The sequence below is a fragment of the Nocardia takedensis NBRC 100417 genome (assembly GCF_000308695.1).
In the GTDB taxonomy this organism is placed as follows: Bacteria; Actinomycetota; Actinomycetes; order Mycobacteriales; family Mycobacteriaceae; genus Nocardia; species Nocardia takedensis.
In genome coordinates, this window is record NZ_BAGG01000112.1 from 1 (window position 1) to 15,498 (window position 15,498).

General features: G+C 67.7%; 5 protein-coding genes and 2 pseudogenes. 4 read left to right on the forward strand and 3 right to left on the reverse strand.

The genetic code is table 11. The features are described 5' to 3' along the window. A partial coding sequence (locus ON30_RS23770) for a non-ribosomal peptide synthetase (RefSeq protein WP_157183816.1) occupies nucleotides 1-8,326 on the reverse strand: 8,326 nt, incomplete at its 3' end. A gap of 424 nt (nucleotides 8,327-8,750) precedes the next feature. Between ON30_RS23770 and ON30_RS42555 the strand changes: the two are divergent. Then, nucleotides 8,751-9,194, forward strand: a pseudogene (locus ON30_RS42555) (WXG100-like domain-containing protein); the annotation flags it as partial. A 1,670-nt stretch (nucleotides 9,195-10,864) separates the two neighbouring features. Here the strand turns inward: ON30_RS42555 and ON30_RS23780 are convergent. Further along, the gene (locus ON30_RS23780; RefSeq protein ID WP_040710303.1) at nucleotides 10,865-11,047 is read right to left on the reverse strand and encodes a hypothetical protein; all 183 of its coding nucleotides are present in this window, start codon (nucleotides 11,045-11,047) and stop codon (nucleotides 10,865-10,867) included. Between the two features lie 364 nt (nucleotides 11,048-11,411). Continuing rightward, nucleotides 11,412-11,555 (reverse strand): hypothetical protein, encoded by a 144-nt coding sequence (locus ON30_RS39350; RefSeq protein WP_157183817.1) that lies wholly within the window; start codon nucleotides 11,553-11,555, stop codon nucleotides 11,412-11,414. Between the two features lie 1,949 nt (nucleotides 11,556-13,504). Here ON30_RS39350 and ON30_RS42325 point away from each other — a divergent pair. The 3 genes and pseudogenes from ON30_RS42325 to ON30_RS41245 form a co-directional block, all read left to right on the forward strand. Continuing rightward, nucleotides 13,505-14,068, forward strand: a pseudogene (locus ON30_RS42325) (toxin glutamine deamidase domain-containing protein); the annotation flags it as partial. A 103-nt stretch (nucleotides 14,069-14,171) separates the two neighbouring features. Next, the gene (locus tag ON30_RS41240; protein ID WP_051029888.1) at nucleotides 14,172-14,708 is read left to right on the forward strand and encodes an SUKH-4 family immunity protein; all 537 of its coding nucleotides are present in this window, start codon (nucleotides 14,172-14,174) and stop codon (nucleotides 14,706-14,708) included. A gap of 114 nt (nucleotides 14,709-14,822) precedes the next feature. Further along, the gene (locus tag ON30_RS41245; protein WP_501040349.1) at nucleotides 14,823-15,362 is read left to right on the forward strand and encodes an SUKH-4 family immunity protein; all 540 of its coding nucleotides are present in this window, start codon (nucleotides 14,823-14,825) and stop codon (nucleotides 15,360-15,362) included. Nucleotides 15,363-15,498: the final 136 nt, after the last annotated feature.

Consider the following 15,498-nt stretch of genomic DNA (forward strand, 5'->3'; position numbering starts at 1 on the left):
AGATCCAACGGATCTGGTTGACAGCGGCCGAATGCGGCACCGCCACACCCTTCGGACGACCCGTCGACCCGGAAGTGAAGATCACATACGCCGGATTCGACCCACGCAACGGAGCAAGACGCTCGACATCGGAAACCGGCTCACCCGAGAACCCCGACAAGTCCAGATCATCCACAACCAACGTCGGCAACCCGAAACCATCGAAACCATCACGCGCAGTCGTCAACACACACACCGGTGCCGCCGACTCCAGCACATACCCCACACGCTCAGCAGGCTGATCCAAATCCAACGGCACATAACCACCACCAGCAGCCTGCACCGCACAAGCCGCGACAACCAGATCCACCGACCGACGCAGACCCAGAGCCACCAACGACTCCGGACCCACACCCTCCGCGATCAACCTACGCGCCAACCGATACACACGATCAGCGAACTCCACATACGTCAGAACCACACCCGACTGCGGATCGACCACCGCCACCGAATCCGGCGAGACAGCAACCTGACGAGCTAAATCACCCACCAACGTCCCGGTGGTATCCAACCCACGCTCGGTCGCATTCCACCCCCGCAGAGCCAGTTCGGTCTCGTGCGGTTCGAGCAGGTCGATATCCCCGACCGGCACGTCCGGGTCGGCGAGGATCGCGGTCAGGATGCGGTCCAGACGCACCGCGAACGCCGCGACGGTGTCCTCGTCGAACAGGTCGCGCGCATAAGAGAATTCGGCCGACATGCCGGTGGCTTCACCGTTGTCGTCCTGGATCTCCTGCAAGGTCAGTTGCAGGTCGAACTTGGCCAGGCCGGCGTCGTAGTCGATGCCGTTGATGGACAGGCCGGGCAGTTCCAGGTTGGCCTGTTTGGTGTTCTGGAAGGCCAGCATCACCTGGAACAGCGGGTGCCGCGCCTGCGAGCGCGCCGGGTTCAACACTTCCACCAGGCGCTCGAAGGGGACGTCGGCGTTGGCGAAGGCGTGCAGGTCCTTCTCGCGGGCGGTGGCGAGCAGGTCGGCGAAACTCGCGGTCCCGTCGATCTCGGTGCGCAGCACGAGGGTGTTGACGAACATGCCGATCAGGTCGTCGAGCGCGGCTTCACCGCGGCCGGCAACGGGGGTGCCGATCGCGATGTCGCTACTGCCCGACAGGCGGGCCAGCAGCACCGCGAGCGCGCTGTGCATGACCATGAACGGCGAGACGTTGTAGCGGCGACCCAGGTCGACCAGCGCGTGCTGGATCTCCCCGGAGATGACGAACGGGTAGGCGCCGCCCTGATAGGTGGCCGCCGCCGGACGCGGACGGTCCGAGGGGAGTACGAGTTCGTCGGGCAGATCGGCGAGTTCGCGTGTCCAGTAGGCGATCTGGTTGGCGATCAGCGAGTTCGGGTCCTCTTCGGAGCCGAGCACTTCGCGCTGCCACAGCGAGTAGTCCGCGTACTGCACGGGCAGCGCGGTCCACGCGGGCGGTTCCCACAGCGTGCGGGCCGCGTAGGCGACCATCACGTCGCGGGCCAGCGGGCCCATCGACCACCCGTCGGCGGAGATGTGGTGCATGACCATGCCGAGCACGTATTCGGTCTCGCTGATCTCGAACAGTCGGGCGTGCAGCGGCACTTCGCTGGTGACGTCGAAGGCCATCGACGCCAGGTCGATCAGATGCTCGAACAGCGTGGTCTCGGTGACCCGGTACGGGGTCAGGTCGGGCACGATCTGGGCGGCGTCCAACACCACCTGGACCGGACCGGCGGCGGTCTCGGGGAAGACGGTCCGCAGCGATTCGTGCCGGTCGATGACGTCGATCACCGCGACCTGCAACGCGGCCACGTCCAGTTCGCCGGACAGTCGGATCGCGACCGGGATGTTGTTGACCGCCGATTCGGTGTCGAACCGGTTGAGGAACCACATGCGCTGCTGGGCCAGCGACAGCGGCACGTCCCGCGGACGCTCCCGCGCCACCAGCGCCTTGCGGGCGCCGTCGCCCGCGCGCGACTCGACCCGCGCGGCCAGCGCGCCGACGGTGGAGGCGTCGAAGAGCATGCGCACGGGGACGCGGGTGTCCAGCGCGATGCCCAGGCGCGAGGCGACCTGGGTCGCGATCAGCGAGTTGCCGCCCAACTCGAAGAAGTCGTCGTCCACGCCGATGCGGGCGATCCCGAGGACCTCGCCGAAGATCTGCGCGACGATCTCCTCGATCGGCGTCGAGGGCGCGCGGAAGACCTTGACCTCGAACACCGGGGCGGGCAGCGCCCTGCGGTCGAGCTTGCCGGAGGCGTTGAGTGGGAAGGCGTCCAACGTCACGAACGCGTTGGGCACCATGTAGGCGGGCAGGTCCGCGGACAGTTCCGCGCGAATCGCCTCGACATCGATCACCTGGCCTGCGGCCGGGATGACGTAGGCGACGAGTTGATCGCCCAGACGATCGTCCGAGCGGACCAGCACCACGGCCTGCGCGACCGCGTCCACACCGGTCAACGCCGACTCGATCTCACCGAGTTCGATACGCAGACCACGCAACTTCACCTGGAAGTCGGTGCGGCCCAGGTACTCCAACTCACCGTCGGCCGTCCAGGTCACCAAGTCACCCGTGCGGTACATCCGACCGCCCGCGGGATCGAACGGATTCGCCACGAAACGATCCGCGGTCAGATCCGGACGCGCCACATACCCGCGCGCCAACTGCACACCCGCGAGATAGAGCTCACCCGCCACACCCACCGGAACCGGATGCAGACGCGAATCCAACACGTACACACGGGTGTTGAAGACCGGAGCACCGATCGGAACGCCGACCTGATCCGCGTCGGTCACCTCGTGATAGGTGACGTCGACCGCGGCCTCGGTGGGGCCGTACAGGTTGTGCAGCGACGCGCCGGTCAGTTCCCGCAACCGCTGCGCGGTCGCCGCGGGTAGCGCCTCACCGGAGGCGAAGACATTCCGCAGACTCGTGCATTCGTCCACGCCGCCCTCGGCCACGAACACCGACAGCATCGAAGGCACGAAATGCGCGGTGGTCACACCCTCGTCGAGAATCACATCGACCAGATAGCCCGGGTCACGATGACCGTCGGGCTTGGCCACCACCAGACGCGCACCGGTCTGCAACGGCCAGAAGAACTCCCACACCGACACGTCGAAGGTGGCCGGCGTCTTCTGCAACACCACATCGGCCGGGGTGAGTCCGTACTCGGACTGCATCCACACCAGGCGGTTCACGATCGCCTCGTGCGACACCGCGACGCCCTTCGGACGACCGGTGGAACCGGAGGTGAAGATCACGTAGGCGGTGTTCGACGGACGCAGCGGCGCGAGACGATCCGCGTCGGTGACCGGCGCGTCGGAGTAGGCGTCCGCGTCCAGGGTGTCGATGGCGATGGTCTGGGCCGCGCCTGCCGCGAACGCGTCGCGGGTGGTGGTCAACACGCAGACCGGCGACGCGGTCTCCAGCACGTAGCGGGTGCGGTCGGCCGGATGATCCGGGTCCAACGGCACATACGCGCCACCGGCCACGCTCACCGCGTACATGCCCACGACCAGATCGATCGACCGGCTCATGCCGAGCGCCACCATCGACTCCGGGCCGACGCCCTGCGCGATCAGGTGCCGGGCGAGACGGTCCACCCGCGCCGCGAACTCGGCGTAGGACAGAGTCGTCCCCTCGAAGCTCAGCGCGGGGGCGTCGGGAGTGGCCGCGACCTGGTCGCGGAACAGCGAGACCAGGGTGGCCTCGGGGACCGCGCGCTCGGTGCGGTTCCAGTCGGTGAGCACCTGGGCGCGTTCGGCGGCGTCCAGGATGTCGATGTCGTGCACCTTGGATTCCGGTGCGGCGACGACGGTTTCGAGCACCCGCAGGAAGCGGCGGGCGAACCCGGCCACGGTGTCGGCTTCGAACAGGTCGGTCGCGAAGGACACCACCGCGGACATGCCGGTGGGCTCGCCCTGCGCGCCGCGGCCCTCGGTGATCGTCCACTGGAGATCGAATTTCGCGATGTCGACGTCGAGTTCGTCGGCGGTGACCGACAGACCCGGCAATTCCAGGCCCGCGTGCGACATCTCCTGGAACGACAGCATGACCTGGAACAGCGGATGCCGGGCCTGCGACCGCGTGGGGTTGATGACCTCCACGAGCCGTTCGAACGGGACGTCGGCGTAGGCGAACGCGGCCAGGTCGGTTTCCCTGGTGCGCGCGAGCAGTTCGGTGAACGAGACGGTCGGGTCCACCTCGGAGCGCAACACCAGGGTGTTGACGAACATGCCGATCAGATCGTCGAGCGCCTGCTCGCCACGACCCGCGACCGGGGTGCCGATGGCGATGTCCTCGGTGCCCGACAACCGCGCCAACAGCAACGCCAGCGAGGCGTGCACGACCATGAACAGCGAAACGCCCTGTGCGCGAGCCACGCCGATGAGCCGCTCGTGCAGGTCGGCGTCGATCTCGAAGTTCACCCGGCTGCCGAGGAAACTCTGCATCGGCGGGCGCTTGCGGTCGGTCGGCAGGTCGAGCTGATCCGGCAGACCCGCCAATTGCCTACGCCAGTAGGCGATCTCGCGCGCGGCCATCGAACCGGGATCGGATTCCGCGCCGAGCAGTTCGCGCTGCCAGACGCTGTAGTCCTGATACTGGACCGGCAGCGGCGACCAGGCGGGCGCCTGACCCGCCGCGCGCGCCAGATAGGCGGAGGCGACATCGCGCGAGAGCGGACCGAAGGAGAAGCCGTCGGCCGCGATGTGGTGCACGACGAAGGCCACCGCGTGATCGGGCGTTCCGTTGGTCGACCCGCCCGTCACCTGATAGATGCGCACCCGGATCGGCAGTTCGCGGGAGACGTCGAAGCCGGTCGAGGCGAATTCGGTGAGCGTGGCCTGGAGTTCGGATTCATCGATCGAGGCCACCGTGATGGCCAAGTTGATCTCGTCGTCCGGGATGACCTGCTGGTAGCCGCCGTCGCCGGACTCCGGGAAGATCGTGCGCAGCGATTCCTGCCGCGCCATCACGTCGTTGAGCGCCGTCTCCAGCGCGGCCAGGTCGACGCGGCCGCGCAACCGCACCACGAACGGCAGGTTGTAGGTGGGCGCGGTGGGGTCGAACTGGTTGATGAACCACATGCGCTGCTGCGCGGGCGAGAGCGGCACCCGCGCGGGCAACTGCTGGGCGACCAGCGGCGGACGGGCGGCGTCGGTCGGCGTGGCCTGCTCGGCGCGCGCCGCGATCCCGGCGACGGTCGGGGTCTCGAACAGCGCCCGCACCCCGATCCGGGCACCGAACGCCGCGCTGATCCGCGACACCACCTGGGTGGCGACCAGCGAGTTGCCGCCCAGATCGAAGAAGTTGTCATCGATGCCGACCTGGCGCTGCGACAGCACGTCGGCGAAGATGCCCGCCACGATCTGCTCGGACTGGGTGCGCGGCGCGCGGTAGCCCGCGGCGTCGGCGCTGAACACCGGTTCCGGCAGCGCCTTGCGATCCAGCTTGCCGCTGGTGTTGAGCGGGAACGCCTCGAGGACCATCACCGAGGCCGGGACCATGTAGCTCGGCAACTGCTCGGCGGCGAACCTGGTCAGCTCGGCCGGGTCGATCGAATGGCCCGGCGCGGGAACCAGGTAGGCCACCAACTGCTGACCGGTCGCGGTGTCGACCACGAGCACCGCCGACTGGCTGACCGCGGGATGGGCCAGCGTGACCGTCTCGATCTCGCCGAGTTCGATGCGCTGACCGCGGAACTTCACCTGGAAGTCGGTGCGGCCGATGTACTCGAGCGTGCCCGAGGAGTTCCAGCGCACCAAGTCGCCCGTGCGGTACATGCGCTGACCGTGCGTGCCGAACGGGTTCGCCACGAACCTGTCCGAGGTCAGATCGGCGCGGCCGCGATAGCCGCGGGCCAACTGCCTGCCACCCAGATACAGCTCACCGGGCGCGCCGACGGCGGCGGGCCGCAGCCGCGAATCCAGGACGTAGACCTCGACATTCCACTCCGGGATGCCGATCGGCACGGTCACCGTGTCGGCGGCGGTGGCCTCCCAATAGGTCACCGACACCGCGGCCTCGGTGGGCCCGTACAGGTTGTGCAGTCCGGCCGAGGAGATCGCGCGCAGACCCGCGGCCGTCTCCGGCGGCAGCGCCTCGCCGATCACGAACACCGCGCGCAGCGACGCGCACTGCTCGCGGGTCGCGTGCGCGACGAACACCGTCAACATCGAGGGCACGAAGTCGGTGACCGTCACCGCGTGCCGCTCGATCATGTCGGCCACGTAGAGCGGGTCCCGATGCCCGTCGGGCGCGGCGACGACCAGTTTCGCGCCGACCATCAGCGGCAGGAAATAACCCCACAGCGACACGTCGAACGTGGTCGCGGTCTTCTGGAGGTAGACGTCCTCGGCGGTCAACCGGTACTCGTCGAGCATCCACAGTTGCTGGTTGACGATGGCGTGGTGGGTCACCGCGACGCCCTTCGGGCGACCGGTCGAACCCGAGGTGTAGATCACGTAGGCGGTGTTGTCCGGCCGCAGCGGCGCCCGCCGTTCCGCGTCGGTGACCGGCGCGGCGGACAGCGCCGACAGATCCAGGGCGTCGATCCGGACCGAGCGCACCGACTCCGGCAACTCGATCTCGTCACCGGTGACGGTGAGCACACACACCGGATCGGCCGACTCCAGGATGTAGGCGGTGCGCTCGGCCGGATGATCCGGATCGATCGGCACGTACGCGCCGCCCGCCTTCAGCACCGCGTGCATGCCGACGACCAGGTCGAGCGACCGCCGCATCCCCAGCGCGACCAGGGACTCCGGCCCGACACCGTCCGCGATCAGCGACCGCGCCAACCGGTTGACCCGCGCGTCGAACTCCGCGTAGGTCAGGGTGTCGCCCTCGAAGTCGAGGGCGACCCGGTCGGGCGTGGCCGCGATCTGCGCGTCCAGCAGCGCGGGCAGCGTGGTTTCGGGAACCTCCTGCTGGGCGTCGTTCCACTCCAGCAGCGTCAGTTCGCGCTCGTCCTCGGTGGTGACCGGCAGATCCCACACCGCGGCCGCGCCGTCGGCGGCCAGGAAACGCTCGAAGAACTCCAGGAACCGGGCGTGATGGGTGCGCGCCTCGGCCTCGGAATACAGGTTCGGGTTGGTCTCGAAATCGATGTGCGACCGGGTGCCCGCCACCGACTGGTAGAAGTTGACGCCCAGATCCTCGATGCTGCCCGTGGACAGCACGTTGAGCTGACCCACCATCGGGCCCAGCACCATCTCGCTGTGGAACAGCATGATGTTGACCCACGGGCCGAAGAACTCCGTGGTCACCACACCCTCGCCCGCGGAATCGCGGCGGATGTCCTCGTGGCGGTAGCGCTGGTGGCGCAGCGCGCCCGAGACCTCCACCGTCACCGCCTTGAGCAGGTCGGCGACGGTCGTGTCGTGCGACACCGTCAACCGCAGCGGCACGATGTTGGACACCACACCGCCCGACCGGCGCATGGCGGCCGTGGTGCGCGCGGTCACCGGCAGGCTCAGGATCACGTCCTGCGCGCCGGTCAACTGGGCCAGGTAGCCCGCGAAACCGGCGATCAGCAACCCGGCGGGCGAACTGTCGTAGCGCCGCACCGCGGCGGCCAGCAGATCGTCCTGCTCGGCGGACAGCGCGGCGCTAGCCACTCCGTTCACCGGCGACGGCGGCGCGGAACGACCGGCCAGACTCGAGCCCTCCTCGAGCCCCGCGACCCGCTCGGCCCAGTGCGCCTTGTCGGACTGGAACCGGCTCGAATCCCGGTAGGCGATCTCCTGCTCGTACAGGGTGCGCAGATCGGTGGCCTTGGCAGGCGCGGCCGTCTCCCCGTTGACCGCCGCCGTGTACAACTCGGCGATGCGCTGCATGAACGTCATCGCGCCGAAGCCGTCGAGCACGATGTGATGGGCGCGCGAGTACCAGTACCAGCGCGAATCGGCCAGACGCAGGGCCGCGGCGCGGATCAGCCGGTCCTCGACGATGGTCAGCGGACGGCTGTACTCGGCCCGCATCCACTCCGCGGCGGCCGCCTCGGGGTCCTCGGCGTCGCGCAGATCGATGTATTCGAGGGTGGAGTCCAGCGAGGGATCGACGGTCTGGACGGGCTCGCCGTCGACCTCGACGATGCGGAGGAAGCCCGAGCCCATCTCCACGGCGGCGTCACGACTGGCCTGCTCCAGCGCGGCTACATCGAGATCCCCGTGCAGATCGACATACTGTGCGATATTGATCGGCACCTGCGGATCGACGTGCTGGGCATACCAGATGCCCAGCTGCGCGGGCGACAGTGGGAAGTACTCGCCACCAGCTTCGCCGTTCCCGCCGAAATCCAGCCGGTCCAACCGTAACCTCGCTTCCGGAACACCACGCAAGCGCTCCCCGACGACACCCGGACAGGACGCGCACCCCAACCGAGGGCGGCGTCTGCGATTCCAGGTTCAGTTCTCATCAATCAGGCAAAAAAATGTTCATAGGCACTATCTGTTCGAGGCCGATCTTGTTACATGGGCCCGACCGTGCCTCGTACCCACCGACCGGCTGTGCCGGGACCTCCAGTGCTGACCACCGCAACAATCTACCGTCGCCCACCGCGCCCGACCAACCAAGATCCATAGCCGACGAACATCGGCGCTGGCAGCGGGCGCGAGTCCGGTTTGCTGGGCCCGTCTCCCCGGCTTGCGCCCGCGCGCCTGCCGCGCGTTCGCCGGGTCGCGAGGAGGGGGATGGAACCGCCCCGGGGGCCGCCGCGTCTATCGGGATGTAGGTATGTTCGTGCCCGAAGCGGCGGGCGGAGTGCGGGGAGGGGTCGGCGGGGTGGGCATCGAAATACCCGAGTCACTGCAATGGGCTGCGAAATACGTTGTGGGCGCGGGTGATTGGCCCGAAGGCGACGAGACGGCGATGCGCCGCGTCGAAGCCGCGTGGACCGGTCTCGCGCAGAGCCTCGGCGAACTCGACGGCGAGGCCACCCACGCGATCGGCCAGGCGTTGTCCCAGCTCGACGGGGCCACCGGGCAGGCGCTGGCGCAGCACTGGGACAAACTCGGCGGCGGCAAAGGCGCCTTCGACGGGCTCACCCAACACATCGAGACCCTCGCCGACCAGATCGGCGACGGCGCCGCCGACATCGAGCACACCAAACTCGTCATCATCGCCTCGCTGGTGATCTTCGCCGTCGAGATGACCATCGCGCTCGCCGAGATGGCCACCGGCGTCGGCGCCCCCGCGGGCGCGGCCCAAGCCGCCGCCGCCCAGGCCGCCACCAGGATCACCCTCAAGATCGCCATCAAGAAGCTCCTCCAGAGCATCCTGACCAAAGCCGCCCTCAAAGCCGCGGGACGCGCCGCCCTGCGCGGCGCCTGGGAAGCCGTCCTCGAAGAAGCCGTCCTCGACATCGGCATCAAACTCGCCCAGGTCGCCACCGACCGCCGCGACCCGCTCTCCAGAGAAGAATGGATCGACTCCGGCAAGACCCTGCTCACGGCCGCCGTCTCCGGGGCCACCGAAGGCGCGCTCGGCGGGCTCGGCGGCGGCACCGGGACGGGCACCGGAGGCGGTGGGAATCCGCTCACCAACGCGCTGTCGGAGGGGGCCAAGGACGTCGGCGTCGGATTGGTCGGTGAAGTCGCGGGCGCGGCCACCGACGCCGCGCTCAACGATCAGCCGTTCAGTCTCGAGGATGTGCTCAGCACGGACACGTTGACGTCGTCGCTCGCGGGCGGGGTGCAGTCCGGGATCGAATCCGCCGGGGAGCGGGGTGGGGATCATTCCTCGGAGGGGGAGGGGTCTGGAGATGGGGGCGGGTCAGAGGACGGGGACGGAAGCGGCTCTGGGGACGGGAACGGCTCCAGGGACGGGAACCGCTCCGACGCTGGAAACGGGGACCGGGCGGATGAGGGGAACGGCTCCGGGGCGGGGGACGGCAATGGCTCGGGGGCAGGCGACCGGGGTGATACCGGCAGCGGTCCGCGCGACGGCAATGAAAACGGTCAAGGTGGGGGAAATACTCCCGACAACGGCGCGTCGACCAACCCGGCCAATGCCGGCGACTCCTCGAACCAGTCCCAGGGACAGCAGTCTCCCGGCCAGCAGTCCCAGGGACAGAACCCGGGGCAGCAGTCCCCCACTCAGCAACAGTCCACCGGCGACCAGACGCCGAATCAGCAGTCGCCCGGTCAACAGCAGCCCCCCGGTGACCAGGCGTCCAGCCAGCAGTCGACTGGTTCGCAGCAGCCCACAGGCGACCAAGCGTCGAACCAGCAGTCACCCGGGCAACAACAGTCCACAGGCGATCACACAGAGAATCAGCAGTCCCAGAGCTCCCAGCAGTCGCCTGGGCAACAGAACTCCGATCAACAGTCGGGCCAGCAGCAATCCCCAGGGCAGCAGACGCCGGATTCATCACAGTCGAACCCGCAACAGCCGCACGGTCAGCAGCCGACCGATTCCCAAACCTCCACAGAACAGCCGACCGGTAGCCGAAACGACGCCGACTCGAACGATCCCCAACAGTCCACAGGGCAACAGCAGGCTCCCACCCAACAGTCCCCTGACCAGCAGCAGCCGAATCAGCCGTCGGGACAGCAGCAATCGAACGCGGCGCAGTCCGACCAGTCCTCGAGCCAGTTCTCCTCGAACGGTCAGCCGAACCAACAGGACAGCGGCCAACAGTCCTCGGGTCAGCAGTCGGGCTCCCCCAACCTTCCGGCTCGGCTCCCCAGCAGCAGACCGGAGCTCAGCAAACGAGCGCTCCGCAGCCCGACCAGTCATCGAGCCAGTCACAGCCGAGTGGTCAACCGCCCCAGAGCGGCACCCAACAACCCAGCACCCAGCAGTCCTCGGGTCAGCAATCGACGCCTCCGCAGTCGGGCTCCCCACAACTATCGGGAACGGGCGGCCAGCAGCAGTCCGCAGCGCAGCCAGCGAACGCTCCACAGCCCTTCCCGGACCACCCGACCCAATCGAATGCGACCGATCAACAAGGCCGTCAGGACGGCGGCCAACAGTCCGGCACCCAACAACTGTCCGGCCAGCCCGGTAGTCCACAGTCGTCCACCGACCATTCCACTGGCCGTCGAAACGACAGCGACTCCCCCCAGCAAGGCGCACAGTCCGCCACCGCCCAGCCGGCGACACCACAGTCGCCCACCGGACTCGGCCAGCCCACCACGGCTTCCGAAACCTCACGCGCTCCATCCCAGGCCACCGACCCGAACGCCACCGGCACCCCTGTGTCATCCACACCGGTTGGAACGGCCCCGGACGCGACCGCGAACACTCCCCAGTCCGCGGCTGACGCGACCACCACCGCGTCGGCGACCGCAACAGCGACGCCCGCAACCGCCACCCCTAACCTGGCGGACGCGACGCCGCGCACCACTCCCACCACTGGCGATACCGGCAGCGGTAGTCCAGGGGCTTCCGCCACTACACCTGCTCCCGCTCGAACCCCGGCCACACCAACCACTCCCGCGACGCCGCCACCCGCATCGCCCGCATCGCCCGCATCGCCCGCATCGCCCGCATCGCCCGCATCGCCCGCATCGCCCGCATCGCCCGCATCGCCCGCATCGCCCGCATCGCCCGCGAGCGCGTCTACACAGTCGCCGACCCCGAACCGAGCACCCCGCGGCAACGATCCCCAACCTTCCTCAGCGCCGCAGCATTCGGCTGAGCCCCGCCCCGCCGGCACCGCGACCGCGACCGCGAACCCCACTTCTCCACAACCTGCGACACCGCCCGAGCACTCACCATCGAATCGGGACGCCGCCTCGGCAGGTTCCCCTCGGACGACCCGCCAGCCTTCGAGGACCGATCCACACCCCGACACCTCGCCCAGCCCGAATCAGAGCGAATCCCGCCCGACCGATCTTCAGCCGATCGACACCCACCCCGGCAACTCGGCCTACCCGGCGTCGCCGCCCTCGCTGCCCAGCGAAACCGGCACCCGACCGAACACCGTGCCGAACGAAGGACGCTCGACCACCCCGCATCCGGGCAACAGCGCCTACCCCACCCAGACCACGCCGGACCAGCCTGGTGCACGCCCCTCCCCGCTGTCCGATCTCCCCGACAGTCGCGCGCCGCTGTCCACACCCTCGAATTCCACGACGCCCCGCACGCCCGAACCCGCGAATACCGGCTTCTCCGACACCCGCGCACCCCAGTCGTCGCCGGCTGACCCGACGCCCCAGCGGCCCCGACAGCAATCCCCGCTCACCGGCCTACCGGACACACGCGCGCCCCTTTCGACCACCACGCCCGAATCCCACTCGCGCCCGACCCAAGCGCATCCCGCGGACCGACAGCCCCCGAACTCCCCGGCCCCCTACCGCCGCACCAGCGAAGACTTCCAGAACTGGTTCAACCAGAAACAACGCGAGCACGACCCGTCGGCAACCCCGTGGGGCGACACCCCCACCAGGCCCGCCGACACCGATCCGGACACCCGGACACGCCGAAACCCCGGCCCCGATCCGGACCGCTCGCGCACCCCGGAATCGACCACCCCGCAACAGAACCGCCCCCACGATCTCGACCCACGACCTGCCCCGGCGTCACCGCCCGCGAGCAACCGCCCACCCTCCCCACCGGTCGGATCACCAGATCACGGAGCACAAAGGCCGACCGTTCCAAGCGACAGCTCACCGTCGCGAAACACCAACCCGAACAACTCGAATGACGCCCCCGCGCGCTCCCCCGAGTCCCGCACCAATCCCACACCACAATCCATCGATCCGCGTGCGACCACCCCGGCCGCGAACTCCGCCGATCCGAATCACTCCACGGATCCGCGAATCCGGGACACACCGCGAACCGATCCGAATTCACGCACCACCCAACCCGATCCGGGCTCCCGCGTTCCTCCCCGCGACCCCGGAATGCCACACCACCAGAACTCGCCGAACCAACACCACAACCAACCGAACCCCACCCACACTCCCCCGCACGCGAACCCCCAACAGACCCGTTGGCAGCAACAGATCGAGCAGGCCAGAACCGCGCGGGAGTTCTACCGCAATCAACCACCGATCGGTGATCCCACACCGGTCCGGATAGGGCTGGGCGGACCGAATTACGAGGTCCGCCGCTACCGGTTGCCGTCTGGGGAATATGTCTCGGTGTTGTCGGTACGCGTCCACGTCACACCCAATTCGGATGTCTCACCGCAAGACCTGCAACGTCTGATGGCCAACGCCCAACACACCACCGACGCCGCGTTCAACAGCGCCCCGAGCCTGCTCAGCGGCGACCGCGTCTTGGTCGATGTGGTCTTCACCAACAATCCGAACGACGCGAATCTCCATGTGCGCGCCACCAGCCTCAGCAACCTCGGCGGTAGCCGAGAAGGCTGGTCGCACAACGACAATCCGGCCCGACTGGCCGACAACGTCCGCATGCAGCTCGGACTTATGCCGACGCTGGGCCGCGACCCGTCTCTCACTCCGGAAGATCTCCGCCAAGTGAGCAACGACGTCGCCAATGCCAATACAAATCCGCCTTTCGACAATCCCTCACATATGCGTCCCGAAGGGCCACGCCGACTGGCACCGCTGGAGAGCGCGTCGCATCAGCACGATGTCGAGGATTCGCTCCGCGATGGCAACGAGTTCACCGTCGGCGCAGACCCTCGAACCCATCCCTACGGCCGATTGATCAACGACGGTGGACCGACAAGGCCGGGCCGCAGCAACAACTGCCTCGATTGTTCACTCTCAGCGTTGTCCTCGTTTCACGGTGAACCGCTGGTCTCTGCCCCTCGCTATCCGGATCGGCTACCAAACGGCGATGTAGACAAGCGCAACGGTGAGCACGGCGGCAGTAAACGCGCGATGCAGTGGATCGGCCGACCGTACGAACACAACTCTGCCAGTGGTCTGCCGATGCCGGCGCAGTTCGCCGAACTACACGATCGGATCGCGGCAATGGGGCCGGGCTCCTCCGCCCTGGTAGTGAACACATGGCAAGCTCGCGACCCGAGCGGTAAGCCCATGTTCGACAAAGACGGCAAGCCGATCACGGACGGCGCGCATGCCACAGTGATCGTTTACCCACCTGGAGCCTCAGGGCCGGTCTGGTGGGATCCACAGACTGGCCAAACCTCCGATTCACCCCCAACACACCTGGTGAACCGAACCTGTGACCTTTGGTCGATTCCTATACCACCCAATGGAGGAGTGAGCAATCATGCCGGACCGGTTCCGAACCATGGATCAAGCGCAGGAGTACCTGCGGGAAATCTATCCGATGCAGCAGTTTCGGATCCTGGAGAGCGAGTTCGGGTGGGTGGCCCGGCCGGTGCTGACTCAGGAGGAGATCGAAGCGGGGGAAGGCCTGGGCCTGGGGAACTACGTGATCGACAAGCAGACCGGCCGGGTCAGCGCACACCGGAGTCTGCCCCCGGATCTGATCGGGGAGGAGTACGACCAAGCGATCCGATCGGGACAGGCGAAGCCGGGCGAGCAGGTGTATCCCCGGGACTGGGAAGTCCGGGTGGAACTGTTGCGCGAGAGCCCGAACGAGGTGGAGTACCGGGTGACCGCCCAGAACGTGACTCGACCGTCGGAGCCCCCGATCGTCCAATACCTGCTGATCGACAAGAACACCGGCAGCTTCCGCACGAATCCACCGCAGATGCATCAAGCCGCGCGGGAAGCGGCGAGCTGGGCGGAAGCTCTCAGCCGGGGCTGGAGGTGGCCCCCGGACGGGACGTTCCTGTTCTGAACCCCACCCGGGACACCGAACCGACGAACGGCTCGACCACACCTCTCGACGCGTCGACCTCGCAGAACGCCACCGAATCGCTCTCTCCGAACACCGCTTCAGGAGTCGACCGCAGTGCAGCCTCCGCTACTGACCAGTCAGCAGGTCCGGGAACACCTCCGCACTCATCTTCGACAGGATCGCCACTTCACGGTGACGGAGACCAAGCACGGGTGGGCGTGCCAGACCGAACCGACAGCGGAGGAACGAGCGACCGGTCAAGACCTGGGGCTGGGCTGCTACATGGTCAACAAACGGACCGGGGTGATCACGGCACATTCGAGTCTGGACCCGATGACGATCGGGGAGATGTACGACGAGGCGATCGAAGCGGGGAATCCGGTCCAGGGGTTCCAAGTGTACCCGCCGACCTGGCGGGTTCAGCTACGGACGAACTGGGAGACCGAACACGAGATCGAGTACCGGGTGACAGCGGAATCCCTGATTCAACCGCCTCTTCCGCCGATCGACCTCACTCTGCGGATCAACAAGAACAATCAGCGATTCCAGACCGATCCACCGACTGCACACGAGGTCGGCATCCAGGCGATGAGCTGGGCGGAGTTCAACAGCCGGAACGGGACCTGGCCACAGACCGCGACGTTCGAGTTCTGAACGACCCCACGATCACCTCGGACGCCGAGACGCCGACGAGATCCGAGGCGGAATCACCCGACAACGCGGAATCGGTCTCCGGCAGAAACACGGACGTACCTGCGGTAGATCCTTCCGACTCGACAGAGCGAGATCG